Origin of the sequence: Rhizobium sp. OAE497, from assembly GCF_040546565.1 — a bacterium.
GTDB lineage: Bacteria > Pseudomonadota > Alphaproteobacteria > Rhizobiales > Rhizobiaceae > Rhizobium.
This window is the reverse complement of sequence record NZ_JBEPOA010000001.1, coordinates 1,099,263-1,114,963: the sequence shown is the minus strand read 5'-3', so window position 1 is coordinate 1,114,963 and position 15,701 is coordinate 1,099,263. Positions and strand designations below refer to the sequence as shown.

The window sequence follows — 15,701 nt, the reverse complement described above, 5'->3', positions numbered from 1 at the left end:
GTCGGGATCGGCTGATGAAGGAAGATATAGGATGCGAGACCTTACTGCGAACTGTCTGGGCAATGAAAAATTTGTAATGTTGAGAGCGCTACAGCTTTCGGCTGCAACGCACGCAACGGGCCGGATTTCCGCAGGACTCAGGCCTGGCGGTCAGTCCGCATCAACTCGTCGAGCTTGGCCTGTTCGTCTGCCGTAAGACGGCTGCCGGTCGGTTTGCCGGTCCGGCGGCGTGCGAAGACGATGAGCGAAATGCCGCCTGCCAGGATCAGCACGATGGGCGCGCCCCAGAGCATCACCGTGCGGATACTGAACCGCGGCTTCAACAGCACGAATTCGCCGTACCGGGAAACGATGTAGTTCAACACCTGCTCGTCACTGTCGCCATCCTTGATGCGCTCGCGCACCAGCAGACGCAGATCCTTGGCGAGATCCGCATTGGAATCGTCGATCGACTGGTTCTGGCACACCATGCACCGCAACTCCGCCGACAACGTCCGCGCCCGGCTTTCCATCGCGGGGTCGGGGAGCACTTCGTCGGGGTTTACGGCGAAGGCGGGGAGTGGTGAGAGGAACGCGGCAAGTACGAGGAAGAGCCGCAGCGAGCGCCACAATCCCCTTCTCCCCTCGGGGATAAGGTGTCCGTCAGGACGGATGAGGGGGCCACGCGTGCCGCCGGTTGCTTCTCGCTGATGCTCGAAGGCCTCGCAGCCGCGCTGCTCATCCCCCTCATCTGCCCTTCGGGCATCTTCTCCCCGCTGGGGAGAAGGGAGAAACCACGAGCGTCTCATTCCGCAGGCTCCATGGCCGGAGCCGATGGCTTCGCCGCCTTGGCCTTGCGCCGCGGCGCACCAACCCTCAGGCGCCGGTCGCTCAACGACACGAAGCCACCAATCGACATGATCAACGCCCCGCCCCAGATGCAGAGAATGAACGGCTTCCACCAGATGCGCACGACGATGCCGCCGTCATTGGTGGGGTCACCAAGCGAGACATAGAGCTGGCTCAACCCAAAGGTCAGGATACCCGCTTCCGTCGTCGGCATCTGCTGGGCGACATAGACGCGCTTGGCAGACCAGACATCGGCGACTTCGAGACCGCCGCGGCGAATGCTGAAATGACCGCGATCTTCCTTGTAGTTGGGGCCGGTCGCCGGCTGCATGCCGTCGAAATGCAGCGAGTAGCCGCCGGCATCCGTGGTCTGGCCCGGCTTCATCTCCAACACATGCTCCGTCGCAAAGGTCGAGACCGCGACGATGCCGAGAACGGTGATGCCGAGACCAGCATGCGCAAGCGCGGTACCGAAGGCGGAGCGCGGCAGGCCGGTCAATCTCCGCCAGGCGACATTCGCCGCCACCTTGCCGATTCCGGCGCGATACCAGAGATCAGCCGCAGCCCCGAAGACGAGGAAGAGACCGGCAGCGAGGCCGAGAACCGAAAGAACCGGCCCGCCATGCTCGATATAGAAGAAGACGAGGGCCGCAACGAAAGCGAGACCCGCGACGACATAAAGCCGCTGCAGCACGCCGAGCAGATCGCCGCGCTTCCAGGCGAGCAGCGGCCCGAAAGGCACGACCAGCAGCAGCGGGATCATCAGCAGCCCGAAGGTCATGTTGAAGAAGGGCGGGCCGACGGAGATCTTGTCGCCGGTCAGCGTTTCAAGCAGCAGCGGATAGAGCGTACCCGTCAGAACTGTGCCGCAGGCAACCGTCAGGATCAGGTTGTTCAGCACCAGCGCGCCCTCGCGCGAAATCGGCGCAAAGAGACCGCCTGCCGAAAGCAGCGGCGCGCGGAAGGCAAAGAGCGACAGCGCCCCACCGATGAAGATCATCAGGATGCAGAGGATGAAGACGCCGCGGCTCGGGTCGCTCGCAAAGGCATGGACCGAGGTCAGCACGCCGGAGCGCACCAGGAAGGTGCCCATCAGCGACAGCGAGAAGGTCAGGATCGCCAGGAGCACCGTCCAGATCTTCAGCGCCTCGCGCTTTTCCATGACGAGAGCCGAATGCAGCAGCGCGGTGCCCGCGAGCCAGGGCATGAAGGAGGCGTTCTCGACCGGATCCCAGAACCACCAGCCGCCCCAGCCGAGCTCGTAATAGGCCCAGTAGGAGCCCATGGCGATGCCGAGCGTCAGGAAGGTCCAGGCGGCCAGCGCCCACGGGCGCACCCAGCGCGCCCAGGCCGCATCGATCCGGCCTTCCATCAGCGCCGCGACGGCGAAGGAGAAGCAGACGGAGAAGCCGACATAGCCGAGATAGAGAAGCGGCGGATGGATAGCGAGGCCGATATCCTGCAATACCGGGTTCAGGTCACGCCCCTCGGCCGGCGCCGGATCGAGACGGACGAAGGGGTTGGAGGTCAGCAGGATGAAGAGGATGAAGGCAACCGAGACCCATGCCTGCACCGCCAGCACATTGGCCCGCAGCGTATCCGGCAGATTGCGTCCGAACAGCGCCACCATGGCGCTGAACAGCGCCAGGATCAGCAGCCAGAGCATCATCGATCCCTCGTGATTGCCCCAGACGCCGGAATATTTGTAGATCAGCGGCACCAGCGAGTGCGAGTTCTCCCAGACATTCTCGACCGAGAAGTCGGAGACGACATGCGCATAGGTCAGGACACCGAAGGAGAAGGCGACGAGGCCGAAGAGCACGATCGAGCCGAGCGGCGCGACGTCCATCATCGCCTGGTCGCGGCGGCGCGCGCCGATGACGGGGACGACCGAGAGAATGATCGCCGTCGCCAGCGCCAGCACGAGTGCGTAATGGCCGATCTCGATGATCATTGCGCGCCCTCGCCTTCCTTCCACAGCCCCTGGGATTTCAGCCGGTCGGCCACTTCCTTCGGCATGTATTTCTCATCATGCTTGGCAAGCACGGTATCGGCAATGAATTCGTGGCTCGATGCCTCGAACTTGCCTTCGGTCACCACACCCTGCCCCTCGCGGAAGAGATCGGGAAGAATGCCGGTATATTTCACCTTCACCGGCTGGCCACCGCCGTCGGTCACGGCGAATTCGACGGTCGAGCCGACACCGCGCACGACGCTGCCCTCGCCGACGAGACCGCCCAGACGGATGCGCGTCTCCGGCGCCACCGGCGTCTTCGCAAGGTCTGCCGGCATGTAGAAATAAGCGACGGACTGGCTGAAGGCGAACATCACGAGCAGCACCGCGGCAATGATAAAGCCCATGCCGCCGCCGATTACCGCCAGGCGCTTCTGCTTGCGCGTCATTCCGTTACCCCCTCGGTCGCAATACCCAGCTCGCGCCCCAGTGCGAGCAGCTGCTTGCCTTGATCGCCGTCAGCCGGGAACACGGCGAGCCCGCGTTTCAGCGCGTCGGCCGCACGATCCTTGTCGTTCAATACGGCATAAGAGCGGACGAGCCGCACCCAGCCCTCGAAATTGTTGGGATCGGCCTTCAGCTTGGCGTCTAGGCTATCCACCATGCCGCGGATCATCTGCTGCTGGTCCGCCGGGCTCATGTTCTGGGCAGCGGCCACATCCTCCTGTGTCGGTCCGCCCGGCGCCTTGCTGGAGGCAACCGGGGCGCCGCCATTCTTGGCGATATGATCGTTGACCAGCGGCAGCCACGGCGCATCGGCAGGCGATTCCTTGGCGATCGCCTCGAAGGCGGCCTTGGCCTGCTCGGTCTGTCCGCCCTGTTCCAGGCTCAGCGCCACGTAGAATTTGGCGCGCGGATTGTCGGGCTCGATCGACAGCGACTGTTCCAGCGTCTGGCGCACCTCCGGCGTCACCATGCCGTTGGAACCGGCCATCAGCGACTCCGCCAGGCCGTCGAGGCGGATCGCGCTCGGTCCAAGCAGGCGGATCGCGTTGCGATAGGCTTTCTCGGCATCGGCGATGCGCATCGCATTGAAATAGATCGGCGCCAGCACGTCCCAGCCCTTGCCGTCATCCGGGTTGAGCGCCAGATGGCGCTCCGCCTTGGAGACGAGGATCGCCATGTCGTTGCCGGGATTTTCGAGCCGTGCCTGGAGCGGTTGCGATGGCAGGCCGGGCCGACCCATCGCAACGTAAAGACAGAGCCCGATGGCCGGCAGCAGCAGCAGGATGAAGGCTTCGCTGAAGCGGTGATGGCTCGCCGCCTTCGGCTCGGCGGCAGGGCCCGTCGCCGAAACGGCGATCAACCGGCGGCCGATCTCGGCGCGCGCATAGTCGGCTTCATCGGAGGTGATCAGGCCGCCCGAGAGGTCGCGGTCGAGTTCGCGCAGCTGGTCGCGATAGACCGCCGCCTCGCCTGCGCGCGTGTCGTCGAGCGTCTTTCCGCCGCGCAGGAGCGGGTAAAGCAGCAGCGCGGCCACAGCCGCCGTCATTGCAGCAACAAGAATCCAGAAAAGCATAACGGCCCCAATACTTGAAGCGCGCGGCCATTCCAACTGGCAAAGCCGGAATGACGAAGATTTGAGGCGTTTCGCCGCAATATTCGCTACGGCTTACGACACACGGCATTCAGTGCAGGCTGAGCCGAAAATGGTGATTTTCCACGACCCGCAGCGCAGCGTACTAAAGGTACGTGAGCACCGGAAGCGTGGTAAGGCGCCATTTGCAGGCCAGCATGGGCCGAATGTCCTAGCCGAGCGGAGACCAGCTGCCATCATCGTTGCGGCAGGCCGAACCGCGCGCCACGGTCTCCTTGCCGTCGACGGTCAGCGTATGCGTGTACTGGCGGCAGTTCTGCGAGCCGACCTGATAGGGTGCTGCTGCGATGACCTTGCCGCTGACATTGCGTCCGCTCCAGACGACCGGCTGGCCGACGGCGGCCCCTTCCAGCGCCCGGTATTCGGCTTCGAGCGCGCGCTGCTTGTCGCTATCGCTGAGTTCGATGCCGGTACGGCCGACGATCCCGCCCTGAAGCGCGGTGATGAACTGTGCCGAGGCCGAAGGCTTGCGGGAGAAAACGCCGGTCGAGCTGGCGCTCTTCGTCGTCGTGCAGCCGCTCAGGGCAACGGCAACGAAAAGCGAGGAAACGATCATGGCATTCGCGCGTGATATCATTCGGTCGAACCAGCAGAAAGAAACAAATCAATGCCGGCAGATGCGCACAGGCACTTGTCGGCTTTAAGGCAAAGCATGCTATGCAACTGCCTATGTCTTTGTGACATCAAGCAATTGGTCACGCAACATCCTTTGTGAGACCGGGCAAAATTAGCTTTGCTTTGAGCCCGCCGGCAGCACCGCGGGAAAGCTCCAGGCGGCCCTGATATTCATTCGCGATCTCGGTGACGATCGAAAGACCGAGCCCGGTTCCGGGCTTGCTTTCGTCGAGACGCTTGCCGCGCTTCAGCGCTTCCTTGATCTGATCGGGCTCCAGCCCCGGCCCGTCGTCCTCGACGATGAGCTCGACCCAGTGCCGGCGGCCGCTGGTCTCGGCACCCTTCACGTCCTCGGCGGCTTCCGATGCGCTGACCTTGACCTTGTGAACGGCAAAGCGCGCCGCATTCTCCAGAAGGTTGCCGACCGTCTCCTCGAGGTCCTGCTGCTCCATGGCAACGGCCAGATGCGGCTGCGTGACGGAAAGCTCGAATTCCTTGTCGACGTTCAGGCGGCGCATGACGCGCACCAGCCGTTCCAGCGCCGGTTCCGCATCGGTGCGGGCAAGCACGGATTCGCGCTGCGCGGCAATGCGGGCGCGGTTGAGATAGGATTGCACCTGCCCCTGCATCGCTTCCGCCTGGTTCTTGACGAGCTCGCCATGCGAGCGCTCCAGCACCCGCGCCTCGTTCAAGAGCACGGCGATCGGCGTCTTCAGCGAATGCGCCAGATTGCCGACCTGCATGCGGGCGCGCTCGACGATGCGGCGGTTGCTGTCGATCAGCGCATTGACCTCATTGGCCAGCGGCAGGATCTCGCGCGGGAAATCGCCCTTCAGCTGCTCGCTCTCGCCGGCGCGGATACGCTCCAGCGCCGCACGCGCCTTGTCGAGCGGTTTCAGGCCGAAGAGAATGGCGAGCGCATTGACGATCAGACTGCCGACGCCGAAGCCGGCGAGCGCCAGGTAGAGACTGTGGGAGAAGTTGCTGACGTCGGATTCGACGACCTCGACATTGCCGGTGACGCGAACGCGCGCGGCGCGGCCGTCGGTATCGAGCACCACCTCGGTCTCGGCCACCTGCACCCGGTTCCCGCTGGCATCCGTCACCTGGTAGTAGCGTTCGTAATTCTTGTCGAAGGGCGCTTCGAGAACGGAGGGAACGGGAATGGTCGCCGAGCCCAGCGAGGGCGAAACCAGCGGCGCCGTCGTATAGGTCCCGAGCGGCTCCACCACCCAGTACCAGCCGGTGCGCGGCTGCGCGAAACGCAGGTCGCCGAGCTGCGGGCTGCCGGCCAGCGCGCCCTGGTCGCCGATGGTGACGGAATTGATGACGTTATAGAGCTGGGCGCGCAGCAGATCCTGAAAGCCGCGCTCGGCGCTGCGGCGATAAAGCGTCGAGATCAGCAGGCCGATCACCACAAGCGCCACCGTCGACCATACGGTCGTCAGCAGCAGAACGCGTGCGGTGAGCGATTTTATTCGCATCAGGCCGGCGCTTGAATGCGGTATCCGAGACCGCGCACCGTTTCGATCAGATCGACGCCCATCTTCTTGCGCAGGCGCCCGACGAAGACTTCGATCGTGTTGGAGTCACGGTCGAAATCCTGGTCGTACATATGCTCGACAAGCTCCGAGCGCGAGACAACCTCGCCCATGTGGTGCATGAGATAGGAAAGCAGCCGGTATTCGTGCGAGGTGAGCTTCAGCGCCACGCCGTTGACGACAGCCTTGGAGGTCTTGGTATCGAGCCTGACAGGACCGCAGACGATCTCGGAGGATGAATGACCGGCAGCGCGGCGGATCAGCGCGCGGATGCGGGCGAGCACTTCTTCGACATGGAAAGGCTTGGTCACATAGTCGTCGGCGCCGGCATCGATGCCCGCTACCTTGTCGCTCCAGCGGTCGCGTGCCGTCAGGATCAGAACCGGCATGCCGCGACCCGCCCCGCGCCACTTTTCGAGCACGGTCACGCCGTCCATCTCAGGGAGGCCGATGTCGAGGATGATCGCGTCATAGGGTTCGGTATCGCCGAGGAAGTGTCCTTCCTCGCCGTCGAAGGCCTGATCGACGACATAGCCGGCTTCCTTCAGCGTATCGCTCAGCTGACGGTTCAGATTGACGTCGTCTTCGACTACCAGAATGCGCATCGGTCCGCTTTCACCTTGTTTCAGTCAGTGCTTTATAGGCCGATTCCGCCTACATCGGAACCTTGACGGTTACCTTGCGGGGGCGTTGGCCATTGCCCTGAACGAGCACGGTGATGATGCATGAATCGCCCGAAGGCTGCACGGAAAGAAGCTGGCCGCCCGTCTGCTCGACGACCTGCTGCGCGGCGGCGCTGCAATCGCCAGCGACGCGCACCACAAGCGTGCGCGAGTCGTCCGGTGAGGGCGCCGATACAGCCAGCCCTGCGGCCAAGGCTACGACGCTCAGAGGAGAGGCCATGTGCAATGCTTCCAACGTAATTCCAACCTGGCCCGACTATGTACTCACGTGACCTGAATGGCAAATGAATGCACTGTAATGACGGTGGTTTAGAACAATTCTCGACTGTATTGCCGCAACGATATTCACAGCCAAAAGACGAGGCGGCGGAAGCTCTTGATATCGCTGCCGCCGCCCTCTCGAAATGCTCGATCAGCGGATCGCCGTGCTCGCCGTCAGCCGTCCATAGACGGCCAGAAGCCCGCCGATGGCGCCGGCGATATTGACGAGAGAATCGACGATCTGACTCTGGTCGCCGGCGTCGATATCGATGCCCGCCGCGTGCAGAACGGAAGCGCCGATCGCAATCAGCGCACCCCAGATCGTCTTCGAATGATACCAGTCCTTCAAATCACCCATGACCATTCCTTTCGTTGAAAATCACATCGTCATCGTTGCGACCGCCGGAATGCCGAGCGGCATCCGCTGCCCCATCTGCCTGACCCGCATCGTCAGCGCGCTCTGCACGCCGCCGAAGTCAGCAAGCTCGTCCGTGAGCGGATAGGTCCATCGCGGCACGCCGACCTCCACCTGCCGCCGCACCACGCCATCAGCCATCACCTCGATCCGGTAGCGCTCGAACGGTTCGTCGAGCGGAATATCCGCCGCGATCCAGTTGTCGGCATCAACCCGGCCGCGCCGGATCCACGAAAACTCGACCGCCCCCGCCTCGCCCCGCGCTGCCCTCAGATGAACCGGCGAAAGCGGCGTCTCCGCCCGCATCCCGCCCTCGAAGGAGAAGGGACCGGCCTTGCCGCTCACACCGGCCGCCTCGGCGATCCAATTGAGCCGCAGCCCCATCTCATCGGCCGTAAGGCCAAGCGGCACCACGGCATGGTCGAGCATCACCACGGACGCCCCTGAAACGGCACCCGCCGCCATCGCATCGTCGGTTCCCGCCAGCGCCCGCAGCAATCCGCCAAGCCGCCAACGCCCGGCGCCGATCTCCTCCGCCTGCCGGAACCCGATCACCTCCCAGCCGCCGTTGTCAGCAGCCACCGCGATCAGGTTTTCACCATTCAGCACCGACACAGCCGCCGCCGAGGACAGCGCGCCGAACGGCAGATCGATCTCCAGCACCTGCGACCAGTCGAACCGCCCCCGCACACCCGCCGTCAGCGGCCCTGCAAGCGTCCCGATCCGCGCCGGCCGCTCGACCAGTGCCCGTGCGCGATACCCCTCCTCGCTCACCGAGGAGGACAGCCCGATCATCCGCCAGGGCTTTGCAAAAACCGCCGCCCGCGCAAAATTCGCCGCCTCGCCCGCCGCAAAGCGCGGCAGATCCATCAGTTCCACCAGCGGTGCAAACAGGCTTGAGGGATCGCCGGCACCGTTCTTGCCGCCAGTCTCGCTTGGGGGCGCCGCACCCGCCGACGGCGCGAACTCGCGCGCCTCGACCTGCCTCACCGCACCGTCCTCGATCGAGCCGATCAGGAAGCGCCCCTCTGGCCCATCCGCGAAGGTCACGACATCCCCCGGCTGGAAACCGAGCTCACCCGGCGCCAGCGAAAAGCGCACCGAGCGCCTGCTGATCCGGTTGTCACGCAGCAGCGCTTCGGCTGCATTCAGCGCCGTCTCCTCGGCCAGCACCGCCGAAAGATCGCTCTTCAGCACCCGGCTCGTCGCCGATTGCGCCCGGTGCGATCGCACACCCGCCTGTTCGTAACCGAGATCGGGATTGTAGAAGGTGATGACGGCCTCGGCCGCATGGTCGCTGTCGTGCCCGCGCGTCTCCTGCCACAGCGGCCGGTCCTCGATATCGGCCAGCACCGCAACCTCCGTCGCCGGCAAGCTCGCCCGGCCGCGCGAGCGGAACCGCAGCACGCCGCCATCTTCCACCGCATCGATCTGGAAAGCCTCCAGCAGCGGCTCGATCAGCCCCCGCGCCGTTGTGATGTCGCCCTGAACATAGCCCGTCAGGTCGCCGGACACTTCCGAAACGTCGAAATCCTCGAAGCCGTGATCGCGAAGCACCGCCGCAATCACATCCGCCAGCGTCCCCGCCCCCAGCCTGCCATTCAGCCAGTGGCCCGTTCGCCAGTTCCCGCCATCGCTCCAGACGCCGCCATCCAGCGGAAAGGCCGGATAGGGCCGCGCATCCCACGACCAGACGAAGATGCGGCCGGGATCGACCATGCCTACAGGCACCTCATCACTCTGCCACCAGAGATGATGGGCCTCCAGAAACCGCCGCTGCATCGTGTCGGAGCGCATGCGGTTGGAGAAGTAGGGAACCGCGCTTTCGGCCGATTTCGGATCGGCAAACACATTCGGCTGGTTGCCGCCCTTGTCGATCGCCGCGCAGCCGAGCTCGGTAAACCACACCGGCTTCATCCGCGCCTGCCAGGCCGTCGCATCAGCCTTCTCGACGCCACCGATCCGCTCGCAATGCCGGTTCGCCCACCAGCCCCCGATGTCCTTATAGCGATAGACCCAATGCTTGCCCGCAAGCCCGTCGCTGATGGGCGCCCGCGTCCGGCTCGACCGCGCCGCATCGTCGGCATAGTACCAGTCGAAGCCCTCACCAGCGGTGATACCGGCGATCAGCCCGTCGCGATCATCCGCCGTCCGCATACCCTCGGGGTTTGCCTCCGCCAGATCAGCATCCCGCCAGTCGGAGAGCGGCATGTAATTGTCGATCCCCACGGCATCGATGGCGCTCGATGCCCAGAGCGGATCGAGATTGAAATAGACGTCGCCGCTGCCGTCGTCCGGCCGGTAGCCGAAATACTCGCTCCAGTCTGCCGCATAGGTCAGCTTCGCCTGCGGCAGCAACGCTTTCACATCCGCCGCCAGAGCCGTCAGCGCCGTGACAAACGGAAAAGCGCCCGCCTCATCGCGCACCTGCGTCAGCCCGCGCATTTCCGAGCCGATGATGAAACCCGAGACGCCACTTGCCGCCTTCGCCAGCTGCGCATAATGCAGGATGAAGCGCCGGTAGCTCTCCTCGCTGCCATTGTAGCTCACCCGCTGGCCGGAAATGCTGAAATGCCCCGCCTGCGCCGCCCCGCGAAAAGCCTGGATCTGCGCCCGCGCCGCCGCCGTCCGGTCCACCGATCCCGGCTTTCCGATCGCCGGATGACACGTTACCCGCCCGCGCCAGGGATAAGCCGCCTGCCCCGTCCCACCATAGGGATCGGGCAGCGCATTGCCGCCGGCAATATCCATCATCACGAAAGGATAGAGATAGACCTCCAGCCCCCTCGCCTTCAGATCGGCAATCGCCGAAACGACGCTCGCATCATCCGGCGTACCGCCATAGGCCGGCCCGCCGTCGCGGCGACTGACGAGATACGCCTCGTTGCGCGATGCACCGGAGACAGACCACGGGCTGCTTTCGCCATTCCTCGCGCTAACCTCGACACCCGGAACGATCCGGCAATTGCCGGCCCTGAGGTCGGTGCCAAACCAGGAGACGACAAGCGCCACACGCTCCAGCTTCGGGCAGACTGCCATCAGCTCGTCGATCGAGACGTCCCAATCCGTCAGCCCCTGCAGGCTGTTGCGGTTAATCACCCGGGCGCTCCCAGCCCCGGTCTTCTCCGACACCGCCACCGTCCGGTAGCCATGCTCGGTCGCACCGGGAATGATGCAGACCGCCCGCACCTGCTCTTCCAGCGCGCCGACGGCCCGCACCACCTCGAACTGCAGCAGCGGAATGCGATTGCCGTAGTTGTCGAGTGGCAGCCGCTCGAAGACGGCATAGGCAAGCCCGCGATAGGCCGGCGCCATGCCCACCCCCTGCTTCGCCTCGATCAGCGGATCGGGCAGCTGACCGGCATCGCCCCTGTAAACCCGCATCTCGATCTTCGTCAGATCGAGCTCCTTGCCATCGGCCCAGACGCGCCTGACACAGGCGATCGGCCCCTCGCAGAGCCCGACGGCAAAATTCGCGAAATAGCGGAAGCTCTCGACCGTCGGCCCCGAAGACGACTTGCCGCCGGTGCGCTCGCTGGTCATCTCCTCCTCGAAGCGCGTCGCCCAGATCATCGTCCCGCCGATCCGCACCGCGCCATAGACACGGTTGATCGACGTGCCCTCTTCGGCACCCAGAATGCGTGCCGTCGAAAGCCGCGATCCGCGCACCGTCTGCCCGCCGCCGATCAGCGCCCGGTCGAGCGCATTGCCCGCCAACGCGCCCGCCGCCCGGCCGATAATCGCGCCGACCGGCCCGAAAACGCTGCCCAGCGCAGCACCCGCCGCCTGCAAAAGTAGAGTGGCCATGAAAACCTCGCAGCGAGCCACCAGCGCCGTTCACACGGCACTTGCTTTTTCCCGCAATGATTGTGTTAGATTGCTGCAGTCGTGAGCAGAAGCAGAAGCGCCGAGACCAGCCAGCGCACTGGGGAGGATAGGCCTCTCCAGCCTCGGCAAGGGCCTTGCTCTCGATCAAGGAGGTGATGCGATGTGGTTCTTGCCACTCAGTATCACGCTTAGTGCGAGGAAGACCCGGACGGGCTGGTCTATAGCCATCCGGGTCCAATTCGTAACATAAGCAAACGGTGGGCGGAGCTGTAACTCCGCTCACCACTCCCGAAACATATCCTCAGATGCCCCGATTTTCAAGCATCGCCACAACCTCAGGGAACCGGAATACCGCCGTCACCCGCCGCCGCCAGCTTGGCACCAAAGCCGAGCGGATCACCGCAGCCTGCTCATAGGCATGGATGAAACTTTTCTCTCCGGCAAAGATGCCCGCATGCTTGGCCGCCACATCCGGCCGCCAGCGAAACAGCATGAGATCACCCGGCAGCATCGCCTCGGCGGACATTGGCTCCCCGAAGTGCCGCAGCGCCGCCTCGAGCAAGCGATCCTGCCCACTGCGTTCGGCCCAGTCCCGCGCATAGGGCGGCGGCATTTCCGGCTCGATGCCGTAGAGCTCCCGCCAGATGCCGCGGATCAGCCCCAAGCAATCGCAGCCGATCCCCCTGGCCGAAGCCTGGTGCCGGTAAGGCGTGCCGATCCAGCCCTCGGCCGCGGCGAACGCCCTTTCGTGGATAGCAGTCATCTGAACAGCGCGCCTCCGTCATGGATGCTCTCGCCATCCGCATAGGTGTAGGCAAAGTCGGCGCCCGGCATATGCGGAAAGCCGCGGAAATTCTGCTGGTTGGAGAATTTCGTCCGGCAGGTGGCAAAGGCCTTGTCGCAACCGGCTGTCATCCGCACGGCATCGCCCACGTCGGGCGCCCGAGCCAACGGAAGCCACAGCGTCACCTCGACATCCGCACCGGCTGAAGAATGCGCCTCGATATCCAGCCGGTCTCCAGCAGTTGGCCCGCCGAGAAATTCAAGGCTGCCATAGCGAAACAGCCCGTCGGCAAAAGGCGCCAGTCCCGACACCACAATCCGCGTCGCATCGATCACCTCGGCCACGATCCCCTGCCGCCGGAATGCGCCCTGCCCCCGATCGACGCCGCATCGCGCATCCCCCAACGCCGCATCGCAGCGGCGGCCATAGAGGCGCCCCTGCGGCTGGTTCAGCCGGTGGGCGAAGCTGCGCAGCTCGGCGCGAAATTCGCCCTCGCTGCGCGTCACCTCGCCGATCTCCTGTACCTTCAACAGCAGATGCTGCTCGGGTGCCGCCCAGTTGACCAGAAACACCTCGACCCGCGCCCCATCATAGAGCCCGCGCTGCAGATCGGCCTCGCGGATCGCCTCGCTCGACAAGCCGCCCATCACCTCGCTGGTCGCCGCCGGCAGACCAGCGCCCTCCTCCGTGCCGCTCGCGGAAAAACCGCTCGCCGCCAGAAAATCCGTCCCGGCAAAGACGAGATCGCCATCATGCTCGGTGAAACCCAGCACCACCCCGTCGCGGCGGGTCACCCGCCAGGCATGGCACGTCGTCGTCGCATCGCCTTTCAGATGCGCCTTCAACCCGGGATCGATCTCTCTCATGGCAGGATCTCCATCAGCGGAATGGCCGGAATGCGCCCGGCATTGAAGGCCGTCAGGTTGACGTCGATCCACCCGGTCGCGAAGCGCACGGGAACATCGAACTCAAAACCCGCCGTCACACTCGCCCCCGCAGCCGGCACATGCCCGGACGCAAAACTGACAACGCCGGTAGCCACATCGCAGGAAAAAGTCCCAGCTGCTTTCACCACACCATCGACTGCAACCACCACCGTCCCGGCCACCGGCTTGGCGATGACGCGCAGGCTACTGCCGCCCGCATCGCCATAAGTTTTCGCCAGCTGGAAATCCGCCTTCGCTCCGTCGCCGATCCCGAGCGCCTGATCCAGCGCCGTCACCGGCTGATCCGGCCGCCCGGAGCGGCAATCGAGCGGATCACGAAAACGGAAGCCGTAAAGCTCGCCGCCGCGTGCCTCGAAGAATTCCAGCACTTCGTAGAGATCGCCGATAGAGCGGATGCCCGAGCCCGCATCGTAAGCGCGCCTGGCATTGCGCCAGCGGCTGTTGCGGCTCTCGCGCCCGTTGGAAAGATTGACGATATCGGTCCGCCGCACCGGCCCGCCGCTCGTCGACAGCGACAGCCGCAGCGGAAACCGCACCTCGTGGAAACCGGCCATCTCAGCCTCACAGGTTGCGCTGGCCGCGCATCGCCGTGCGCGCCAGCAATGCCGAAATCTGCGCCTCGCTCTTCTGAAAGCTCTGCACATCCGTCGCCGTCACATTGAAAACGATCTGCTGCCCGCCCCCGGAGCCCGAAGCCGCAACGCCCAGCGCCCCATCCGGCCCGCGCCGCAGCGGCAGGATCGCCTCGCTGCCCGCCTCGCCCATCAGCCCGATATTGCCACCCATGGGAAAATAGCTCGGCGCCGACACCACGCCGCCATCGGCAAAGGGCAGAACCTTGCCGATCCCGCCCGTGATCCCCGACATCGCCCCTCCGATCAGCCCCTCGAGCGGCTTCATCCCCGCCGAAAGCGCGATATCGGCGAGCCGGTTGCCCAGCGAGCGCAACACGTCGTCCAGCCCCCTGCCGCCGCTGACGGCACTCCTCAGTGCGCCGCTCAGCGCAGAGCCGAAGGAGCGAGACCGCCCCTCCAGATCCTCAAGCGCCCGGCGCAGTTCATCAGCCTGCCCCGCCATCTCGGCGAGCCCGGTGTCAACGTCTTCCATCGATGTCTCCTGAATATGCGGGCTGATATCAGCCCTTGTCCGGCATCGCCGAAAGCGCCAGCCGCAGGATCTCTCCCATCCTCACATGGCTGACGCCCGGACCGACCCTGAGCGCCGTCGCCGACCGGTGGACGACGACGAGATCGAGATCCGGCAGCACGATCAGATATTGGCCGCCCCAGCCGCTGGCGTAGAACATCGGCACATGCACGGCCATGGCGTCATCCGGCGCATTCGCCTGCGTGATCCACCACAGCAGCCCATAGGCCCACCCGTTACCAACCGCCGAGTGCGGGCGCACGCTGTCGCGCACCCAGCTCTGCGGCACCAGCTGCGTTGCGCCCCAGCGTCCATGCCTGAGATAGAGAAGCCCGACCCGCGCCAGATCGCGCGCCGAGAGCTGGATCTTGTAGACCGGATGCATGGATTCCGGCCCATGCTGAAACCAGCCGTCGCCGGCAACGCAGTCCTGCATCCTGAGCGGTCGCGCCACACGCGATGCCAGCGCATCCAGCACGCTCTCGCCGGTCGCCCGCTCGACGATCGTGCCGAGAACGTTGAAATCCCAGTTGTTGTAGAACCAGTGCGCCCCCGGCGGATGGCTGCCCCTCTCAGGCCTGCCGTTCGCCGTATCGTAGACCGACGGCAGATAGACGCCGGAGCGCGCCCGCAGCAGATCCATCACCGTCGCGCTGCGCTCGCCTGCCGTCAGCGGCGTCATGTCATCGATGTTGAAATCGGCCAACGTCTGCAGCGGATCGATCCGCCCCTCGGCGATCAGCATGCCGTAGAGCACGTTGACCAGGCTCTTGCGCACCGAAGCGATGCTCGACTTCAAGGCAATATCGCCCCAGCGATAGATCATCCGTCCGCCCTGGACGATCATGAAGGCGCTGCTCTCGCCCTTTTCCAGTTCGGCGGAAAGCGTCGCCAGCCGCTCCTCGGACCAGCCGAATAGCAAAGCCGACCGCTCGTCCCAGTCGCCGAACGGAAACACGACCATTCCCTTCGCAAACATGCTGTCCGACTGCGCCATCGCCGCTCCGAATCCGATGCCACGAGCATAGCACGGGGATCGGCC

At 64.8% G+C, this 15,701-nt stretch carries 15 protein-coding genes; all 15 read right to left on the bottom strand.

From position 1 onward, the window contains the following. Nucleotides 1-137 precede the first annotated feature (137 nt). The 15 genes from ABIE40_RS05690 to ABIE40_RS05620 all read right to left on the bottom strand — a co-directional run bounded on the left by ABIE40_RS05690 (nucleotide 138) and on the right by ABIE40_RS05620 (nucleotide 15,656). Entirely contained in the window at nucleotides 138-611 is a 474-nt protein-coding gene (locus ABIE40_RS05690) for a cytochrome c-type biogenesis protein (protein ID WP_246777501.1), read from the bottom strand. 173 nt (nucleotides 612-784) lie between these two features. Continuing rightward, the gene (locus tag ABIE40_RS05685; RefSeq protein WP_199626633.1) at nucleotides 785-2,782 is read right to left on the bottom strand and encodes a heme lyase CcmF/NrfE family subunit; all 1,998 of its coding nucleotides are present in this window, start codon (nucleotides 2,780-2,782) and stop codon (nucleotides 785-787) included. Then, a complete protein-coding gene (ccmE, locus tag ABIE40_RS05680) occupies nucleotides 2,779-3,231 on the bottom strand; it encodes a cytochrome c maturation protein CcmE (protein WP_025555378.1) in 453 nt (150 codons plus the stop codon). Before ccmE ends, ABIE40_RS05685 begins: the two co-directional genes overlap by 4 nt. Further along, nucleotides 3,228-4,361, bottom strand: a complete 1,134-nt coding sequence (ccmI, locus tag ABIE40_RS05675) for a c-type cytochrome biogenesis protein CcmI (RefSeq protein WP_199626631.1) — start codon at nucleotides 4,359-4,361, stop codon at nucleotides 3,228-3,230. The genes ccmE and ccmI overlap by 4 nt, the downstream gene beginning before the upstream one ends. Before the next feature lie 229 nt (nucleotides 4,362-4,590). Next, nucleotides 4,591-5,016 (bottom strand): RT0821/Lpp0805 family surface protein, encoded by a 426-nt coding sequence (locus ABIE40_RS05670; RefSeq protein ID WP_025555380.1) that lies wholly within the window; start codon nucleotides 5,014-5,016, stop codon nucleotides 4,591-4,593. A 118-nt stretch (nucleotides 5,017-5,134) separates the two neighbouring features. Next, nucleotides 5,135-6,538, bottom strand: a complete 1,404-nt coding sequence (locus ABIE40_RS05665) for an ATP-binding protein (protein WP_025555381.1) — start codon at nucleotides 6,536-6,538, stop codon at nucleotides 5,135-5,137. After that, nucleotides 6,538-7,200, bottom strand: a complete 663-nt coding sequence (locus ABIE40_RS05660) for a response regulator transcription factor (RefSeq protein WP_025555382.1) — start codon at nucleotides 7,198-7,200, stop codon at nucleotides 6,538-6,540. Before ABIE40_RS05660 ends, ABIE40_RS05665 begins: the two co-directional genes overlap by 1 nt. 49 nt (nucleotides 7,201-7,249) lie before the next feature. Then, nucleotides 7,250-7,498: a hypothetical protein gene (locus ABIE40_RS05655; RefSeq protein ID WP_025555383.1), complete on the bottom strand. Its 249-nt coding sequence runs from the start codon at nucleotides 7,496-7,498 to the stop codon at nucleotides 7,250-7,252. 192 nt (nucleotides 7,499-7,690) lie between these two features. Then, nucleotides 7,691-7,897: a hypothetical protein gene (locus tag ABIE40_RS05650; RefSeq protein WP_025555384.1), complete on the bottom strand. Its 207-nt coding sequence runs from the start codon at nucleotides 7,895-7,897 to the stop codon at nucleotides 7,691-7,693. Nucleotides 7,898-7,918: 21 nt separating this feature from the next. After that, a complete protein-coding gene (locus ABIE40_RS05645; RefSeq protein ID WP_199626625.1) occupies nucleotides 7,919-11,761 on the bottom strand; it encodes a baseplate multidomain protein megatron in 3,843 nt (1,280 codons plus the stop codon). Between the two features lie 322 nt (nucleotides 11,762-12,083). Then, a complete protein-coding gene (locus tag ABIE40_RS05640; protein ID WP_199626623.1) occupies nucleotides 12,084-12,545 on the bottom strand; it encodes an NlpC/P60 family protein in 462 nt (153 codons plus the stop codon). Continuing rightward, nucleotides 12,542-13,432, bottom strand: a complete 891-nt coding sequence (locus ABIE40_RS05635) for a phage/gene transfer agent baseplate hub protein (protein WP_199626622.1) — start codon at nucleotides 13,430-13,432, stop codon at nucleotides 12,542-12,544. Before ABIE40_RS05635 ends, ABIE40_RS05640 begins: the two co-directional genes overlap by 4 nt. Then, nucleotides 13,429-14,067: a phage distal tail protein, Rcc01695 family gene (locus ABIE40_RS05630; protein ID WP_199626620.1), complete on the bottom strand. Its 639-nt coding sequence runs from the start codon at nucleotides 14,065-14,067 to the stop codon at nucleotides 13,429-13,431. Before ABIE40_RS05630 ends, ABIE40_RS05635 begins: the two co-directional genes overlap by 4 nt. A gap of 7 nt (nucleotides 14,068-14,074) precedes the next feature. Continuing rightward, nucleotides 14,075-14,620: a phage tail tape measure protein gene (locus ABIE40_RS05625; RefSeq protein WP_199626618.1), complete on the bottom strand. Its 546-nt coding sequence runs from the start codon at nucleotides 14,618-14,620 to the stop codon at nucleotides 14,075-14,077. Nucleotides 14,621-14,648: 28 nt separating this feature from the next. Next, nucleotides 14,649-15,656 (bottom strand): serine hydrolase domain-containing protein, encoded by a 1,008-nt coding sequence (locus ABIE40_RS05620; RefSeq protein ID WP_354540973.1) that lies wholly within the window; start codon nucleotides 15,654-15,656, stop codon nucleotides 14,649-14,651. Between the last annotated feature and the right edge of the window lie 45 nt (nucleotides 15,657-15,701).

Excerpts from the sequence above, each read along its gene's own strand:
- ABIE40_RS05625 (WP_199626618.1), bottom strand. The coding sequence starts at position 14,620 with ATGGAAGACGTTGACACCGGGCTCGCCGAGATGGCGGGGCAGGCTGAT.
- ABIE40_RS05670 (WP_025555380.1), bottom strand. The coding sequence starts at position 5,016 with ATGATATCACGCGCGAATGCCATGATCGTTTCCTCGCTTTTCGTTGCC.
- ABIE40_RS05655 (WP_025555383.1), bottom strand. The coding sequence starts at position 7,498 with ATGGCCTCTCCTCTGAGCGTCGTAGCCTTGGCCGCAGGGCTGGCTGTA.
- ABIE40_RS05665 (WP_025555381.1), bottom strand. The coding sequence starts at position 6,538 with ATGCGAATAAAATCGCTCACCGCACGCGTTCTGCTGCTGACGACCGTA.
- ABIE40_RS05640 (WP_199626623.1), bottom strand. The coding sequence starts at position 12,545 with ATGACTGCTATCCACGAAAGGGCGTTCGCCGCGGCCGAGGGCTGGATC.
- ccmE (WP_025555378.1), bottom strand. The coding sequence starts at position 3,231 with ATGACGCGCAAGCAGAAGCGCCTGGCGGTAATCGGCGGCGGCATGGGC.
- ABIE40_RS05685 (WP_199626633.1), bottom strand. The coding sequence starts at position 2,782 with ATGATCATCGAGATCGGCCATTACGCACTCGTGCTGGCGCTGGCGACG.
- ABIE40_RS05635 (WP_199626622.1), bottom strand. The coding sequence starts at position 13,432 with ATGAGAGAGATCGATCCCGGGTTGAAGGCGCATCTGAAAGGCGATGCG.
- ABIE40_RS05630 (WP_199626620.1), bottom strand. The coding sequence starts at position 14,067 with ATGGCCGGTTTCCACGAGGTGCGGTTTCCGCTGCGGCTGTCGCTGTCG.
- ABIE40_RS05660 (WP_025555382.1), bottom strand. The coding sequence starts at position 7,200 with ATGCGCATTCTGGTAGTCGAAGACGACGTCAATCTGAACCGTCAGCTG.
- ccmI (WP_199626631.1), bottom strand. The coding sequence starts at position 4,361 with ATGCTTTTCTGGATTCTTGTTGCTGCAATGACGGCGGCTGTGGCCGCG.
- ABIE40_RS05650 (WP_025555384.1), bottom strand. The coding sequence starts at position 7,897 with ATGGGTGATTTGAAGGACTGGTATCATTCGAAGACGATCTGGGGTGCG.
- ABIE40_RS05620 (WP_354540973.1), bottom strand. The coding sequence starts at position 15,656 with ATGGCGCAGTCGGACAGCATGTTTGCGAAGGGAATGGTCGTGTTTCCG.
- ABIE40_RS05645 (WP_199626625.1), bottom strand. The coding sequence starts at position 11,761 with ATGGCCACTCTACTTTTGCAGGCGGCGGGTGCTGCGCTGGGCAGCGTT.